Raw genomic sequence first — 15,994 nt, 5'->3', positions numbered from 1 at the left:
GGCTCTTTTTTAATGGTCGATTAATAAATCTTAGCTAGCAACAACCTTGATCTTCTTAACCTTATCCTGCACCACCTTAGGGATGGTAATAACCAGTACGCCGTTCTTTAAGCTGGCTTCCGCCTTATCGGCATTAACGCTTACCGGCATAATGATTGAGCGACTAAAGGCTCCCCAGTAACATTCAGCCACGTAGTAGTCTTCACGGCTGATTGATTCTTCTTCGACTCGTTCACCCCGAATGGTTACAACGTCTTCGGCGATGGCAACATCGAGGTTGCGGAAATCAACGCCGGCAATCGGGGCCTTAATAACCACACTCTCTTTGGTCTGGTAAACGTCAACGGCTAGCTGACCTTCAATGCCAGCACCCTCATCATCGTTGAGCCAGTTGGTGTTAACCTCTTCGTCCTGTAGGAACTCGTCCTGCAAAACGCTTTCATCGTTGGTCGGATTCTTTTTTGCCACGGTCCTCTCCTTAGATTAGCGAACAGCTGGATACGGCTCTCACCCTCTGCGTTCCCCACTGCCTTTGGCTCATTATAGCCATATTCCTTATTTTTACGCAACCGCTGGCGCGTTCATCAATATTTAATTTAAGTTATCTAAACTTGTAATATGCTCCAACCCTTAGCCCGGCTCTTAGCTCCGCCTGCCTGTGTTGGCTGTAAAAAGCCGGGTATTGTGGTCTGTCAAAACTGCATTGCGACTGCGCAGCGAGCGAACGTTGCTAGGCGAACACAATTTCCGCTCACCGGCTTGTCGGCCGTTTTTAGCTATGACGGTTTGGGTAAGCAGCTTGTTCATCGGCTCAAATTTGAGCGCCAAAGAGAGGCCGCAAAAGTTATTGCGGGGCTAATTATTGCCGCTCTCCCCCATCGCGACTTTGATGTAGTTACCACAACACCAACCGCTACCAAACGTGTGCGGCAGCGGGGTTTTGATCACGGTAAGCTGCTTGGGCTTCACGTTGCACATGAGCTTCGGCTCCCCTATCGCCAGCTGTTGTTTCGCAGGTCACAAGAAAGGCAGTTGGGGCATTCGCGGGTTAAGCGAATGGAGCAGGCCCGGGCTAACTATGGCACGACGGCTAACCTCGCTGGTCAACGGGTCCTTCTGGTAGACGATGTTATCTCAACTGGTGCGACACTGGCGACTGGGGCCGAGTTGCTACGCCAAGCTGGGGCCACCCAGGTCTGGGCGGCCGTACTGGCAGATAATTACTCGACTAAAGCTGCTTATAAATATCGCGACGATGACGTACCCTCACCACCAAAATAGTAAGTTTTTGATCGGTAATGTCATATACCACACGGTAATCACCAACTCGGAGTCGCCAACTTGGTATGCCCACCATGGAGCGAGTGTTGCCGGTTCGAGGATTCTCTCGCAGTTGATAAATGGCCTTTGCTATTCGGAGACGGGTTTTTGAAGGTAGCTTAGATAACTCCTTTTGAGCGCTTTTGGTGAACTCAATCTCGTAACTGGTCATAGGTTATACCGAGCTCCTGCATAACCTTTTCAAATGGGTATGTCGGCTCATTGCGCCGCTCATGGACAACCTTAATGTCGTGTAAGTCCTCCATCATGTCGGCAAACTGTTCATTAACAATTTCAGACACCGAGCGCCCCTCAGCTACAGCTTTATGCTGCATAAATTTCTTCACAGAAGCATCAAGATAAATAGTGGTTTTATTGGTTAGATTACTCATATAGCCATTATAGCGCTATGACGTCATAGCGTCAACAAGAGATACGAATCCTGCACGGAGCAGTATGCTCCTTCCGCAAGGCTTCTTTTGTTATTGAGCTTATATTCTAATAATTGCAATGGCGGAGGAGGTGGGATTCGAACCCACGAGACCCTTTCGGGCCTGCTGGTTTTCAAGACCAGTGCCTTCAACCACTCGGCCACCCCTCCGCGTAGAGGTCTGACCTAGCTGAAGGTCTGACCTTTTGCCGGGTCGGACCTCATTTTAGCTCATTGCCAGCTCACCGCCAACAGTTATAATAAAGATAACCTAAATGAGGCGAGCGTGGATCCACAAACCGGACAACCAAATAACCCTACTCCGGTGCCACCCCTCCCGACCCCACCGACTCCAGCTGTACCACCCGTTCCGCAGCCGCCAACTCCCCCATCGGCTCCAGCTCCCCAACCGGAAGCACAGCCTCAACCCGAGGGCGATAAACCAGCAGCCACCCCTCCTCCTCCAGCCGCTCCGGTCGTTGACCCTAACCTCCCCCAAAGCTATACCTGGGAGGCCTCCGAGTATATTTACCACCAAAAGCCGGCCTTTTGGTATTTGGGTTTATGGCTTGCCACAGCCATAATTGCTGCAGTACTGGGCTTTTTTCAGCAGTGGCTGAGTATTGCTGTGGTGGTGGTTATGGCGCTCGCAGTTATGATCTACTCCCGTAAGCAGCCACGAACCCTCAGCTACCAGCTAGATGCAAGCGGGGTCAATATCCATGGCAACATCACCGCCTACTCCTCCTTTCACTCCTATAGCGTGATGCAGGACACCGGCTGGTACAGCGTTGACCTCGAGCCAATCAAGCGCTTTGTTCCCCGCCTGACCCTTATTTGCGAAAATGATGACATTCAAACAATCGATCAAATTCTGAGCCAGCATTTGCCGCGAGTCGATCGCGATCCCGATTGGATTGAAAGCCTAACTCGCTACCTCCGGTTTTAGGCTTTTCACCACACCTGATTTGTGCTAATCTTTAGCAGTTAATTCCTTGGTACGTGCGCTCGTAGCTCAGCTGGATAGAGCGTCAGTTTGCGGTACTGGAGGTCGCAGGTTCGAATCCTGCCGAGCGCGCCAGGAATTATAAAGAGGTCGGACCTTTTGCCGGGTCGGACCTTGCCCCAGCCCCACCTGGAGAGGTGGCCGAGTGGTTGAAGGCGCCGCTCTCGAAAAGCGGTATGCCCGAAAGGGTATCGTGGGTTCGAATCCCACCCTCTCCGCCAGGACTTATTAGATGCGGTATACTGAGCATAGAAAGCACAACCGCTATGCCAGAATTACTTATTCACCCCGAAGAATCAGAAGAATCCAAGTTCCATTCTCCATTAGAAGAGCGTGATAAATCTGATTCCCTCCGCCAGCTTGAGCAGCAGCTTGGCGGAAGTTCTCCAAGAGTTGAAGGCGAGGGGGACGAAAGACACATGGTTCTTCCGCGGGAGCCGTACACTCTATATGAGCACGCCCTTCATCGTCCAGAAACTCGTTTTCACTTAGCAGACCTAAAAAAGCTAGACCCAGAAACCCATGAGCATACCATGGGAGTAACCCAGAATGCTGTAGCATTAGCCTGGATCAACCGTCACCTAGAGGGAATAACAGCTGAGGACATTAAGATTCTTGCTCAAGCAGGCTTCCTGCACGATATCGGCAAGCTCGATCTGCCAAAACTTCAACAAAATGACAAAAAAGGCAATCTAACTGACGAAATGGTTTTGGCTCACCAGGTAAAGCGACGGTTTAAATCTGATGAGCGTAAAAAAGTTAAGCTCCACTCCCATCCCCTGCTAAGTGTAAGGCGTTTACAGCGGGAGCACCCAGTAGATGATCCCCGAATCTTAGCTCTGGTAGCTCTACATCACCAGCTTCAAGAATACCCCACCTTGTCCTCAAGTGACGCTGAATCGGTAATGGTTGATTTAGGTATCCACAGTAAAGAGGATCGCAAAAAGATTAGAATTTTGCAGCAGTTTCTTGAAGCTGGTGATAAGTTTGATGCCATGGATAATTATCGTCCTTATCGAGAAGGCGAGGAGCCTCCAACTCCAAAAGAAATTGAAGATGACATTAAGAAAAACTTTATCAAAAGGGGCGCCAACCCAAAATTTGCTTATCAGATTATGGATCTTTACTATCCTGACCGTTACCAAACGCCCGAATACCAAGACAACACTGTTCCCAGATAGGACTTTTTTGCGTATAATCATCGGTTGTAGCCACCAACACGGAGAGGTACCCAAGTGGCTGAAGGGGCTGGTTTGCTAAACCGGTAGGGGGGAGCAATCTCCCGCGAGGGTTCGAATCCCTCCCTCTCCGCCAGGAATTATTAAAACTTGCCCGCTTCTAATTTTTGCACCAGCTCCAGCTGACGGTTAGCCTCGTCTTCCTGGCCCAAATCAAGATAAGTCTGGTAGAGCTGTTTCTGCAGCGCCAGGTTAACCGGGTGGCGTTTAATGCCGTCATTAAGTACCGAGATAGCGCGCTCCTGCTCCTCCTTGGTAGCCCCAGGCTTATTGATCCAAATTGAAGCCTCTACCATATAGCGTCGGGCTGAGTCGGTGCTATCTGACTGCAATACCCGTAAAGCCGATTGAGGCATTCCCTTTTGCAGCAACACTTCAGCCGCAGCCACTCCCCCACTCTTAATCGCTTGTTGCTCCTCGGCGCTAATTTGAGTTGCCTCTGCCGCATTCTCGGCCCTTCCTAGCTCCATAAGCGCTTTGGCTCGAGTAAGTCGCAGCTCAGCGGTGTTCGAAGCTTCTGGCAGCCTCTCAAGCGCCTTGGCGGGCTGCCAACGGCTAATGTAGTACTCCCCAAGGCCGCTTAAAGCGGTTGACTCATTGGGATTGAGCAGTAGTGCCGCCTGGTAACCTACTTCTGGCTCAATCTGTTGTTGCTGGCTTAGTACGGCTAAATCGTGAGCGCGATTATGAATATAGTGCTGGCCAAGACTTGCCCCAGCTACCATGGTGCAGGCAGCCACCACCAGAGTGCTTATCGCTACTGCCCAAAAACTCTTATTACTCGATTGCAGCCAACTGTTCATCTAACTTTGATAGTAGCAGCTTGGTCTCTTTGGCGCGATCCTTGGTTTCTTCTACCAGGTTAGCTGGAGCATTTTTAAGATAACTTTCATTCTTGAGCTGGCCCTCAAGCCGCTTAAGGTACTCCCCTGCTTCCTTGCGGCGGCTTTCCAAGGAGGCCCGGTATGAGTTCAAAGTTTCATTATCCACCTGGAGCCAAGCATCAAACTCGGTTACCGGTATACGCAGCCCACTTCCCCTTTCGGCTACCTTTAACTCCCCTACTCCGGCTAAGCGTTTAATTAGGTTAGAGTTCTCGGTTAGTGCATCAGATTTCAGGTAAAGAACGGTTGGCTTGGCCATCTTTAACTCAGTCTTTAAGCTACGAATCTGGCTTACCAAAGCCATAATACCGGTAAATTGCGCCGCTTCTTTACTGGTTTCTTTTAATTCTGGCCATCGACTAACAATTAGATTTTGCTTTTGCCAAGGCATTTCTTGCCAAATTGCTTCGGTCACAAACGGAGCAAAGGGGTGGGCTAGCTTCAGAATGTTCTCTAAGCACCAAACCAATAGGGGAGTATTAGCTTGATCTTTGGAGGCCTCTAGATACCAGTCGGCCAGGTCGTTCCAGAGTAGGGAGTAGACCCCTTCGCCAGCTTCGCTAAACCTATAACCTTCAATTGCCTTGGTGATAGCCGCGTTTTCACGTGAAAACGTATCCATAATCCAGGTGTCTGCCAACGTCTCAGCTTTAGGTGGGGTAGAGGAGTAGTCGTCCCCGGCTTTATCCAAGATAAACCGAGCCACATTCCAGAGCTTGTTAGCAAAGTTGCGATAACCTTCAACCTTTTTTTCACCTAAAGAACCGTCATTCCCAGGAGTAATACCAATAGAAAGGGCTAAGCGCAGGGCGTCGGTACCGTACTTCCCGGTTAGTTCCAAGGGGTTGATTACATTGCCCTTGGACTTGCTCATCTTTTTCCCTTTAGCGTCATTTACCAAGCCGTGTAGATATATGGTTTTAAATGGCACCTTGCCGGTGCGATATATCCCGAGCATAACCATACGAGTAACCCACTGAAAGAGGATGTCCCGACCGGTCTCCATAACCGAAGTAGGGTAGAACCGGTCAAAGTCACCGGTTGCCATCAGCGTGGCAAATGGCCATTGGCTACTAGAAAACCAGGTATCAAAGGTGTCGACATCTGCTTCGTAACCGTCTTTGCCGTAGTATTCAATAGCATCGTTTTCACGTGAAAACACTCGGTACTTATCCTTGCCATTGCTTTCGTCGGCGTTGTAATACACCGGAATCTGGATGCCCCACCAGATCTGGCGGCTAATATTCCAGTCCTTAAGGTTGTTAAGCCAATCGATATAAACCTTTTTAAAGCGAGAGGGGACTATCTGGATTTCACCTGATTCAACCGCCTTAATAGCTGGTTCAACCAAAGGTTTTACCTTAAGCCACCACTGCTCGGTTACCAGCGGCTCTATCTGGGTTCCACAGCGGCCATGATAGGCGACACTATGGGTGTAGTTCATATCGATGTGATCCATTAGGCCCATCACTTCTAGATCTCGAGCAATCTCCTCACGAGCCTCAGAAGCCTTCATTCCGGCGTACTTCCCAGCTAGCTCGGTTAGGCGACCATCGGTGCCAATAGCTTGCTTGACCTCTAGGTTATGACGTTGGCCAATCTCCCAATCGTTAGGATCATGAGCAGGGGTAACCTTAACCACTCCGGTACCAAACTCAGGATTCACATGCTCATCAGCAATTACCTTAAGCTTAAAGGCACCAAGCAGTCCCTCAACCTCTATCTCCTGACCAATGTACTTCTGGTAGCGCTCATCATCTGGGTGAACCGCGACAGCGGTATCACCAAACTTGGTTTCTGGTCGAACCGTAGCCAGCACAAAAGGCCCGTACTTCAGGTAGTAGAGGGGATCAGCCTGCTCGCGATGATTGATCTCAATATCAGCAAAGGCGGCGTTGCAGCGAGGGCACCAGTTTACAATTCGGTTGGCACGGTATACCAGCCCATCATCGTGTAAGCGTTTAAAGGTGTCGTAAACCGTATCAACAATGTCGTCGTCCAGGGTGAACTTGAGGCGACTCCAGTCGGCGCTAAAGCCCAGGCTCTTGAGCTGACCAATGATAGTGCCCTGGTTATCCTTGGTGTAAGCCATAACTTGCTTGTAAAACTCTTCTGGTCCCAGATCAAAGCGGTCCTTGCCCTCTTTTTCTAGCTCGCGCTCAAACACCACCTGGGTCTCGATGCCGGCGTGATCGGTCCCCGGAAGCCATAGAGTGGGGTTGCCCTGCATCCGATGGTAGCGAACCATGATGTCCTCAACCGTAAACATGGCGTGACCAGTATGTAAGCTGCCGTTGGCGTTGGGTGGTGGCATGATGATCGAGAACGGCTCTTTGTTGGAATCCCCAGCTGGCTTAAAGGCGCCAGAATCTTCCCACATCTTATAAATGCGGGCCTCGTGTTTACCGGGCTCGTAGGCTTTTTCCATCCTCATCTTGAGGTTATTTTAGCATATTAGGAGTAGATTACCTGGGTGAGCGAAACGCGACCGAAGCGGCAACAGCAATAAGTCCCATAATGATAATGAAAACTTGCCCGCTCAGGTTATCTAGCAAGATTACTGGAAAAACTACTACGGTTGCTAGAGTGGCATTTTTTGTAGCGATAAATGTGGATAATGCCAACCCGGCCAAGGTAGCTATGGCTGCCATTAAAGTTACGACCCACCAATTAAGCTTGCTTATTGCGGCTACTGTAATGAGAACACCAAGACTAGCCACCCACATTACAAGATAAATCATAATTGCAAGCCCACCAAAACGAACGGATGGTTTAAGCATTTCTTCAAATATTGTACGAAATAAAAGCCAAGAAGTTCCGCTAACATAGAGTGCTGTTAAGCCGGCAATTAAGTATAGTGAAAGCTTTTTTAGCATAAGCAAATATTAGCACTGGCTACATTGAAAGAATAGGGTCGACGGTTAAATCTAGTGGCCTTATTGGCTTGCGGTCAAGCGAGTAAAAATACCCCAAACTCGCAATCATGGCGGCGTTGTCGGTGTAGTACTTGATTGGCGCGTAATGTATGGGGGAAGGGAGTCGTTTCTGGAGCGCCTCTTGGAGCGATAGGTTGGCGGCCACCCCTCCGGATATAACTACCGAAGCCGGCTGGTACTTCTCATATGCTTGTAAAACGCGCCCAACCAGGATACCAACCACCGTCTTTTGAAAGCTGGCGGCAATGTCATTACGCTGTTTTTGGCTTAGTAGAGCCGGAATTTCATACGATTTAGTACGGAAATCACCACCAACCTCGGCTTGGGCGGTACGTAGTACCGCGGTTTTAAGCCCGCTAAAGCTAAAATCAAGACTCTCTTTACCTAATTGTGGCTTAGGAAAGGCAAAAGCATGCTCATCCCCAGTCTTTGCCGCCTCGGCAACCGAAGAGCCTCCAGGGTAGGGGAGTCCAATGATTCGGGCTACCTTGTCAAAGGCCTCGCCAGCAGCGTCATCCCTGGTTTGGCCAAGCAACTTGTAGCTACCGTGATCACTGAACAGTGCCAGCTGAGTGTGACCGCCAGATACGATCAATGCTAGCAGCGGAAAAGAGGGGAGTGGCTCGGTTAGAAAGTTAGCATACACATGTGCCTCAACGTGATTGATGCCATAGAGGGGCTTGCCGGTAAGCTCGGCCAGCGTACGGGCGGTTAGACTGCCAATCAGCAGCGAGCCAACCAGACCGGGCCCGTAGGTTACCGCAATGCCGTCAATATCATTTAGCTCAACCTGGGCTTCATTAAGCGCCTTTTGGATCACCGGTAAAATAACCTCTAGGTGTGAGCGGGCAGCTACCTCTGGTACCATGCCGCCAAACTCTTTGTGGATGTCTATCTGGCTGGCCACCACGCTGCTTAGCACCTCGGTGCCGTCTTGGACTACGGCGGCGGCGGTTTCGTCAGCGCTACTCTCAATTCCTAAGATCTTCATGCCGCTCAGTATACACCGATTGGAGCTGAGTACGGTACAATAGGCGATATGAAGACTGGAATACCGCCCCTTTCGTGGGATGAGCAGCTGGAACGTAATGGGGGCAGTATTGTGCAGTCGAGGCATTGGGCTGAGTTTCAGGATGCCTTGGGTCACCAGCCGGTATGGCAGCAAGAAGATGACTACCAGTGGCTGGGGAGCGTTTGGACCAGTCACGGATTGCGTTACTTGGTTTGCAGTTACGGACCGGTGTTGGCTAAGGGCGCTGATCCTGCGCCCGCAGTTAAGTCGTTAATTGATGCCGGTCGCCAGTTGGGGGTTGATTTTATTCGACTAGATCCGCAAGATCATCGTTTTGCTAAAGAGTTAAAGGCTAAGGGCGCTCGGCATATTGCCGACAACCAGCCATCGCATACTCAAGTGGTCGATTTAACTAAGAGCCTGGATGAGCTGCGTGGCGATTTAGCTTCGGGGCACCGCAACCTAATTAATGGCACCGAACGTCGAGGTGTAAGTATCGCCCAGGTGAGCGACCGCCATAACCTTAACAAGTTTATTGAGATGCTTAAGGATACCGCTCGTCGCTCGCACACCGTGTTTCAGGATGACTACTACTTTCAAACCCTGTGGTCGACGCTTCAGCCTGCCGATGTAGCTAAGCTTTATGTCGCTAGTGTTGATGGGCAGCCAGTAGCCGGCGCTATTTTTTTGGATTGCGGTAAGACTCGCTCTTATCTGTATGCCGGCGCTTGGCAGGAAAAAAATCGTCAGGCTAAGGCATCGGTATCGCTGGTGTGGCAGGCGATGATGGACGCCAAGGATGCTGGAATGACTAAGTTTGATCTGTGGGGGATAGCACCAACCGATGATCCTAAGCATAGTTGGGCTGGGATAACTCGGTTCAAGCAGGGTTATGGTGGGGCTCAGGTTGAGTACGCCGGTACCTGGGACATTCCGCTCAAACCCCAAAAGTATCGGTTGTATACGGTGTATCGCCGTTTGCGGGGGCGTCAGTAAATGCAGCCGGCAACCGAGGAGCAATTGGCTGGTTGGGACGAGTTGATTGTCGCTAACCCTGACGGCGGAAATGTACTGCAGTCTAAGGCTTTTGGTGAGACCAAGGGTAAGCATGGTTGGACGCCGCGCTATTTTATGGCTGATAAGCTAGCGGTGCTGGTACTGGAGCGTCAGGTTCCGCTGCTGGGTCGGTTTTGGTACGTACCAAAAGGACCGGGTGTCAGCACTGCAACCGAGCTTAAAAAGTTTATTAAGGCACTGCCGGCCAATGGTCCTTTTGCGGTGCGAGTTGATCCAGAGATTGCGACTGGCGCTATTAAGCCAGCGGAACTCAAGCGCCTTGGCATGGTTAAGGCGCCTCGTGATATTCAGTACAACACCAATACCGCCATTATTGATTTGCGCCCGGGCGAGGATGATATTTTAGCCAGCTTTAAGCAGAAGACTCGCTACAACATTCGGTTGGCAGCTAAAAGGGGTGTCACGGTGGAGGCGGTTGAGTGCACCGCGGAAAACATCGACATTATGTATGAGCTGACCCGGGCCATGACCGAGCGCGCCGGGGTCTACCTGCGCGATAAGCAGTACTTTGTTGATTTTTACCGGGCTCACGCTGCGAGAGGGGCCGGGCAGCTGTTTTTTGCAAAATATGAAGGTCAGGTTTTGGCCGGCGCCTTTGTGACTCATATTGGCCGTAAGGCGCTGTATAAGGACGGAGGCTCGCTGCGGTTGCACTCTGAGGTCCAGGCGCCCTACGCGTTGCAGTGGGGGGTCATGCAGTGGCTCAAACAGCACGGTGTCACTGAATACGACCTGCACGGCACGCCCCCGGCCGACAAGATTGAGGACCCAAAGCATCCACTAGCCGGCTTGGCTCGTTTTAAAACCGGCTTTAACAAAGAGATCACCGAATACATTGGCACTTACGACATTGTACTGAACCAGTCCAAGTACTCCTGGTTCCGCCGGCTTGGCGAGCGCGTGGTTGTGGCATACGAGTATCGTTTCCGGCACCGACTGTGGTATTAGGGGCTTAACCTCGCCCCCAAACCCTTTGCCAGGTCGGACCTCTTGAGACATAATAGTCACATGAGAAAGCTGGTCAAAGCCCTTATTCCTCATAAACTGTTTAAGCAGGTTGAGCCCTATGGTCATCTGGTAGAAACCTTCTTAGCCCAGGTCCGCTATGGCTTCCCGGCTCGAGGCCTCAAGGTGATTGGCGTTACCGGCACCGACGGCAAGACTACTACCACCACCATGATCTGGAACCTACTTAAGGATTCTGGCTACAACGTTGGCTATATGACCACTATCGGCTATGGCTCACCCAAGCGCCAAATTCCCAACAAGGTACATATGACCACCATGCAGGCGTTCCCGATGATGCGCCGCATCAAAGAGCTCCGAGCCGATGGCATTGACCATTTGGTGCTTGAGGTCACCAGCCACGCTCTGGCCCAAAACCGAGTCTGGGGAATTCCCTTTGATGTGGCCGTTATGACCAATGTTGGCCATGAACACCTTGATTACCACGGCACCTTTGATCGCTACTTGGATGCCAAGCGCAAGCTATTCCGTCTGACCGCCGCCAATAAAAAAGGGCGCCAGGTTGGCGTGGTGAACGCCGACGACCCATCAGCACCCCAGTTTAGTGGTGAGGTGCCTAAGCCTATGCGCTACGGGGTGAGTTACGGCGATATTCACGCCACCAAGGTTAAAACCAGCGGCACCGGTAGCACCTACCAGGTAAAGCGTGGCGACGATACGCTCAAGATAAAAGTAAATATCCCTGGTGGATTTAACGTCTCTAACTCACTGGCCGCTATCTGTGTAGGCTTCGCTCTGGGCCTTACCAGTAAACAGATTGAAGATGGCATAGCCTCGCTCAAAGCGGTTGAGGGGCGAATGACCTACATAGATGAGGGTCAGGACTTTTCGGTAGTGGTCGACTTCGCTCACACCCCCGACTCGTTCGAGAAACTACTGAGTGATATGAAGAAAGCCACTGTAGCACCTGGACGACTCATCGTCATGTTTGGTTCTGCTGGCCGCCGCGATGAAACCAAGCGCGCCAAGCAGGGTGCTATCGCCGGAAAGTATGCCGATCTAGTAGTTGTCACCGAAGAGGACGACCGTGACGCCGATGGTCTGGCTATTATGCAGCAGATTGCCGAAGGGGCGGAGAGCTCCGGCAAGGTGCGCGATAAGGACTTGTTCTGTATTCACAATCGGGTTGAGGCGATCAATTACACCATTGCTCAGGCTAAGAAGGGCGACACTGTAATGCTACTAGGCAAGGGTCACGAAAAGACGATTGAGCGCGCCGACGGCGAGCATTTATGGGATGAGGTGGGCGAGGCCAAGACCGCGATTCAGGCGGCTCTAGAGAGCTAACCCTTATTTATACCGCAGCTCTAACGAGCAGCACTTAACCGCTCCGCCCGACTTACGAAACTCTGTCATATCACGACCGATCGGATTGTAGCCTCGGTCTTTAAGTTGCTGTATCAAATCGGTTGCGGCCTCACTCAGGACCACATTCTCGCCATCACTAACCGTGTTCAGCCCAAAGCCCATGGCATCCTCTCTGGTGGCGTAGATCTTGTTCTTGAATCGCTTCTCAAGTTCGGCTCGGCCCTCTTCGGTAAAGGCTCCGGGGTAGTACATAACGGTGTCATTATCTATTGGCGACATGGCCGTATCTAGGTGGTAAAAGAACGGATCCACCAGGTGCATGCTTACCACCTCCTTGCCAAAGAACTCGGCCAGTTCGGGATGAGAGGTTTTGCTTGATCGTCTCTGACCATATCCGGCAAAGATGGTGTCGCAACCGGCTCCGTATAAAATATCGCCCTCGCCTTCGCTGGGGTGCTTGGGCTGATAAATATTGGTAAACCCATTCTCCCGAAACCATGCCTCATAAGCCGGTGTTTCGCCCTGTCGCTCAGCCGCGTGCTCGCCAAAGTGAGTTGAAAACACCTTGCCCTCGATTACCAGGGCGCCGTTGGCAGCAAACACCATGTCGGGCAGGCCGCGAACCGGTTCAATTAGCTCAACCTTATAACCGAGATCCTGATAAGTATCGTAGAGTGCCTGCCACTGTCGCTTGGCCAGCTCAACATCGATTACAGTTCCTACGTGCATCCAAGCATTAATCTCATAGGCCACCTCAAAATAGGTGGGTGGGCACATTAGAATTGCTTTGCTCATGCAGGATATTATACTCGCTTGACTGAGTCCGCCAAGAAGTATGTTAAAGGATATGCTTGAAGCTTTTATTGCTTATCGCTATCATAAATTAGCACTCAAGTTGCATGATTGCTAATCTAAATAACTAAAGGAGTTTCATGAAAATTAAGCCACTTTCTAACAGAATAGTTGCTGAGCAGCTTAAAGCTCCCGAGAAAACTGCATCAGGTATTTTTATCCCACCATCATCACAGCAAGAACCAGTTGTGGCAAAGGTTATAGCAGTAGGGCCGGAAGTTAAGAATGTTAAGGTAGATGACAGCATTATTTATGATGATCATCATTCAAGCTCAAAAAGAAGTGTAAATTTTGATGAATCAGAACTCATTCTTCTAAAAGAAGAAGATGTTCTGGCAATTGTTGCAAACTAAATATTTTTAGGAGTAGAGAGTATAATGGCAAAACGAATTATTGCTGAAGGCGAAGCCCGTAAGCGCGTACTAGAAGGTGCTGAGGAGCTCTACAATGCAGTTCGCGTCACTATGGGTCCAAAAGGTCGTAACGTGGTTATTGGCAAAAGCTACGGTGGCCCATCGGTTACCCATGATGGGGTGACGGTGGCAAAGGCAGTTGACATTGAGCAGGCAAAGGACGATGACACACTTGGTCGTGGCGTTGGCGCCGAGCTAGTCAAGCAAGCTGCCAGCAAGACTGGCGATGATGTTGGTGACGGTACTACTACTGCTACCGTGCTGACCTACCACATTTTAAGCGAGGCCAATCGAATGATTGAGGCTGGTCATAATCCGATGGACCTTAAGAAGGGCCTGGACGAAGCTGCCACCACCATTACCGGAAGAATTACCAATCTCAGTGAAAAAATTGCTAGCGATAAGTCCAAGATAGCCCAGGTGGCTACTATTTCTGCTGGTGATTCTCAAATTGGCGAGTTAATTGCGGATGTAATTTCTACGATTGGAGGGAGCGGAAGGGTAACAGTTGAGCAGTCTCAGGCATTGGGCATGGAAAAAGAAATCGTAGATGGCTTTACTGTCGACAGTGGTTACGTCAGTCCCTATATGGTTACCGATACCACTCGCATGGAGGCGGCTTACGACAAGCCATACATTCTGCTGACCGATAAGAAGATTAGCTCAATCCAGGACATTTTACCGTTACTCGAAAAGGTGGCTCAGACCGGCAAGAAAGAGTTGGTCATCATTGCTGAAGACGTTGATGGCGAGGCACTGGCGACGCTTATCCTTAACCGCATTAAGGGAGTCTTTAACGCCGTTGCCATTAAGGCTCCAAGCTTTGGTGATCGTCGCAAAGAGATCATGGAGGATATCGCTATCCTGACCGGTGCTACCGTTATCAGTGACGAGCAGGGTATTACTTTTGAGAATGCCGATATTGATATGCTTGGTACCGCCCGCAAGATCATTGCCACCAAGGATGACTCAACCATCATCGAAGGCGGTGGCAAGTCCGGTGAGGTAACCGAGCGAATCAACCAGATCAAGGCCCAGCTCGAGAATGTTACCAGCGAGTTCGATAAAGAAAAGCTGGAAGAGCGCCTGGCGGCTCTGGCCGGTAAGGTTGCCGTCATTAAGGTTGGTGGTGCTACCGAGACCGAGATCGAGGAAAAGAAGTACCGGGTTGATGATGCCGTTGCTGCCACCAAGGCGGCCGTCGCCGAAGGTATTGTCCCGGGTGGAGGAGTGACCCTGGTTGATCTAAGCCGCGACATCGACATTGAAGCCACCCGAGTTGGTAGTTCGGCCGATGCCGGTAGGTTGATCCTCAAGAATGCCCTACAGCAGCCGTTTAAGCAGTTGATGAGCAACGCCGGGCTCAATGCCGAAGAAAAGTTGGCCAAGGTACTTGATGATACCAAGCCTGGTCTTGGCTTTGACGTTAACAATCCAGCTAAGTTAATCGACCTAAAGGCCGAAGGCGTGGTTGATCCAGCCAAGGTGACACGTGAGGCGGTTCAGAATGCGGTCTCGATTGCTGGTACCGCTATGACCATGGGAACCCTCATTGTTGAGATTCCAGAAGACAAGCCGGCCGCACCGGCAGCACCTGATATGGGCGGGATGTACTAGACTCAAACCAAAAAGATTTTGTTCAAGTCAAAAGGAGGCCTAGCAGGGCCTCCTTTTGGTATAAGTTCAATCGTTTCACATTTAAACCATAAATATTATTGACAAAATTAACAGTTTTTGTTAGAATCCATAACCATATAGTTGTGAGCTTAACCAACACCAGCTCGGAACTATTTCTTTGACAAGATAGAACGTAGACAATGTCTCGGGCAGCAAGTTACGGTTCGCATGAACGGTGATTTACTGCCCGAGACACCCGCAATGTCACCCGATACGGTGGCTGTAGGTTGCGAGAGGTTCTCTCTCAACACCTCTGCCCCGAGCGGGTCTCTCTGCAAAAAACGCTCAAAAGTGGAAGTGGAGCACACCAGCTCCGGCATTAGAATGCCAAACCCCTTCCATCAAAGAGCCGTTATAGTCCATTCACTCCATCGCAGTGCCCGAAAGGACTGATGCGTATCCGCGTCACGACGCACGCCCCGCCGACCGTCACCGACGTCGGCTCGGAGAAGTGGCTTTGCAACACCTCGCAGGACCTCTCCGTCGGCCCCGCCCTCGAGCACGAGCGCGCGGCGACGAACATCGCCCTCGATGCCGGCTACGTCGCCGGCGACGGCGGCGGCACCGCCGGCCGCACCTCGACCGGCTCGCGTGGCGCGCCCGAGGTCGTCCCGCTCACGTAGGAACCTCTCGGCGCCGGGAACGGCTCGATCAGCCCTAGGCTGAGAGCCGTTCCCGGGCAGTACTCGAACACGAAGTATCTTGCGCCCCAACCGGGACGTTCCGCCGCTCGACAGTCGCAGTCTGACTGCCTCCCTCGAGTACGCGCGGACAACTGACGCGGTGAGAGGCGCGAGGCGCTGTGTTAACTCGCC

The 15,994-nt window shown here is 51.1% G+C and carries 17 protein-coding genes and 4 tRNA genes; 12 read left to right on the top strand and 9 right to left on the bottom strand.

Annotated elements, in window-relative coordinates:
• Nucleotides 1–30: 30 nt before the first annotated feature.
• Nucleotides 31–468 carry an Hsp20/alpha crystallin family protein gene (locus EPO04_03200; protein TAK89081.1) on the bottom strand — a complete coding sequence of 146 codons (438 nt, stop codon included), beginning with the start codon at nucleotides 466–468 and terminating at the stop codon, nucleotides 31–33.
• A 150-nt stretch (nucleotides 469–618) separates the two neighbouring features.
• Here EPO04_03200 and EPO04_03195 point away from each other — a divergent pair, with 150 nt between their 5' ends.
• The gene (locus tag EPO04_03195) at nucleotides 619–1,281 is read left to right on the top strand and encodes a ComF family protein (GenBank protein TAK89080.1); all 663 of its coding nucleotides are present in this window, start codon (nucleotides 619–621) and stop codon (nucleotides 1,279–1,281) included.
• Here the strand turns inward: EPO04_03195 and EPO04_03190 are convergent.
• The 3 genes from EPO04_03190 to EPO04_03180 form a co-directional block, all read right to left on the bottom strand.
• Nucleotides 1,229–1,492 (bottom strand): type II toxin-antitoxin system RelE/ParE family toxin, encoded by a 264-nt coding sequence (locus EPO04_03190; GenBank protein TAK89079.1) that lies wholly within the window; start codon nucleotides 1,490–1,492, stop codon nucleotides 1,229–1,231. The two genes, EPO04_03195 and EPO04_03190, sit on opposite strands and share 53 nt — an antisense overlap.
• The gene (locus EPO04_03185; GenBank protein ID TAK89078.1) at nucleotides 1,473–1,712 is read right to left on the bottom strand and encodes a CopG family transcriptional regulator; all 240 of its coding nucleotides are present in this window, start codon (nucleotides 1,710–1,712) and stop codon (nucleotides 1,473–1,475) included. Before EPO04_03185 ends, EPO04_03190 begins: the two co-directional genes overlap by 20 nt.
• A 119-nt stretch (nucleotides 1,713–1,831) precedes the next feature.
• A tRNA-Ser gene (locus EPO04_03180) sits at nucleotides 1,832–1,921 on the bottom strand.
• Nucleotides 1,922–2,036: 115 nt separating this feature from the next.
• Here EPO04_03180 and EPO04_03175 point away from each other — a divergent pair.
• From EPO04_03175 to EPO04_03155, 5 genes are all read left to right on the top strand, one after another.
• On the top strand, nucleotides 2,037–2,699 hold the full coding sequence (locus tag EPO04_03175; GenBank protein TAK89077.1) for a hypothetical protein: 663 nt from the start codon (nucleotides 2,037–2,039) through the stop codon (nucleotides 2,697–2,699).
• A gap of 55 nt (nucleotides 2,700–2,754) precedes the next feature.
• A tRNA-Arg gene (locus tag EPO04_03170) sits at nucleotides 2,755–2,831 on the top strand.
• Nucleotides 2,832–2,887: 56 nt separating this feature from the next.
• Nucleotides 2,888–2,977: transfer RNA gene (locus tag EPO04_03165), tRNA-Ser, on the top strand.
• The gene (locus tag EPO04_03160; GenBank protein TAK89292.1) at nucleotides 2,933–3,937 is read left to right on the top strand and encodes an HD domain-containing protein; all 1,005 of its coding nucleotides are present in this window, start codon (nucleotides 2,933–2,935) and stop codon (nucleotides 3,935–3,937) included. Before EPO04_03165 ends, EPO04_03160 begins: the two co-directional genes overlap by 45 nt.
• A gap of 40 nt (nucleotides 3,938–3,977) precedes the next feature.
• Nucleotides 3,978–4,070: transfer RNA gene (locus EPO04_03155), tRNA-Ser, on the top strand.
• Nucleotides 4,071–4,077: 7 nt separating this feature from the next.
• Here the strand turns inward: EPO04_03155 and EPO04_03150 are convergent.
• The 4 genes from EPO04_03150 to tsaD are packed head-to-tail and all read right to left on the bottom strand — an operon-like array spanning nucleotide 4,078 to nucleotide 8,805.
• A complete protein-coding gene (locus EPO04_03150; GenBank protein ID TAK89076.1) occupies nucleotides 4,078–4,797 on the bottom strand; it encodes a hypothetical protein in 720 nt (239 codons plus the stop codon).
• Nucleotides 4,772–7,312 carry a valine--tRNA ligase gene (locus tag EPO04_03145; GenBank protein TAK89075.1) on the bottom strand — a complete coding sequence of 847 codons (2,541 nt, stop codon included), beginning with the start codon at nucleotides 7,310–7,312 and terminating at the stop codon, nucleotides 4,772–4,774. Before EPO04_03145 ends, EPO04_03150 begins: the two co-directional genes overlap by 26 nt.
• Nucleotides 7,313–7,343: 31 nt before the next feature.
• Nucleotides 7,344–7,754, bottom strand: coding sequence for a hypothetical protein (locus EPO04_03140; protein TAK89074.1), 411 nt, complete (start codon nucleotides 7,752–7,754; stop codon nucleotides 7,344–7,346).
• 19 nt (nucleotides 7,755–7,773) lie between these two features.
• Nucleotides 7,774–8,805, bottom strand: coding sequence for a tRNA (adenosine(37)-N6)-threonylcarbamoyltransferase complex transferase subunit TsaD (tsaD, locus tag EPO04_03135; GenBank protein ID TAK89073.1), 1,032 nt, complete (start codon nucleotides 8,803–8,805; stop codon nucleotides 7,774–7,776).
• Nucleotides 8,806–8,853: 48 nt separating this feature from the next.
• On the opposite strand from tsaD, the gene EPO04_03130 reads away from it, so the two are divergent.
• From EPO04_03130 to murE, 3 genes are read left to right on the top strand one after another with little or no spacing between them, the layout of a single operon-like run.
• Nucleotides 8,854–9,822, top strand: coding sequence for a peptidoglycan bridge formation glycyltransferase FemA/FemB family protein (locus EPO04_03130; protein ID TAK89072.1), 969 nt, complete (start codon nucleotides 8,854–8,856; stop codon nucleotides 9,820–9,822).
• Complete coding sequence (locus EPO04_03125; protein ID TAK89071.1) at nucleotides 9,823–10,851, top strand: peptidoglycan bridge formation glycyltransferase FemA/FemB family protein; 1,029 nt, start codon at nucleotides 9,823–9,825, stop codon at nucleotides 10,849–10,851.
• Between the two features lie 60 nt (nucleotides 10,852–10,911).
• Nucleotides 10,912–12,216 (top strand): UDP-N-acetylmuramyl-tripeptide synthetase, encoded by a 1,305-nt coding sequence (gene murE, locus EPO04_03120; protein TAK89070.1) that lies wholly within the window; start codon nucleotides 10,912–10,914, stop codon nucleotides 12,214–12,216.
• Nucleotides 12,217–12,219: 3 nt separating this feature from the next.
• Here the strand turns inward: murE and EPO04_03115 are convergent, their stop codons facing one another.
• A complete protein-coding gene (locus EPO04_03115; protein ID TAK89291.1) occupies nucleotides 12,220–13,014 on the bottom strand; it encodes an amidinotransferase in 795 nt (264 codons plus the stop codon).
• Between the two features lie 155 nt (nucleotides 13,015–13,169).
• On the opposite strand from EPO04_03115, the gene EPO04_03110 reads away from it, so the two are divergent.
• The 3 genes from EPO04_03110 (at nucleotide 13,170) to EPO04_03100 (ending at nucleotide 15,802) form a co-directional block, all read left to right on the top strand.
• Nucleotides 13,170–13,442, top strand: coding sequence for a co-chaperone GroES (locus EPO04_03110; protein TAK89069.1), 273 nt, complete (start codon nucleotides 13,170–13,172; stop codon nucleotides 13,440–13,442).
• Nucleotides 13,443–13,466: 24 nt separating this feature from the next.
• Nucleotides 13,467–15,119 carry a chaperonin GroEL gene (gene groL, locus EPO04_03105; protein ID TAK89068.1) on the top strand — a complete coding sequence of 551 codons (1,653 nt, stop codon included), beginning with the start codon at nucleotides 13,467–13,469 and terminating at the stop codon, nucleotides 15,117–15,119.
• A gap of 452 nt (nucleotides 15,120–15,571) precedes the next feature.
• Nucleotides 15,572–15,802: a hypothetical protein gene (locus EPO04_03100; protein ID TAK89067.1), complete on the top strand. Its 231-nt coding sequence runs from the start codon at nucleotides 15,572–15,574 to the stop codon at nucleotides 15,800–15,802.
• Nucleotides 15,803–15,994: the final 192 nt, after the last annotated feature.

Source organism: Patescibacteria group bacterium (assembly GCA_004297735.1).
Taxonomy (GTDB): Bacteria; Patescibacteriota; Saccharimonadia; order UBA4664; family SCTI01; genus SCTI01.
This window is presented reverse-complemented; position numbering and strand designations above follow the sequence as displayed.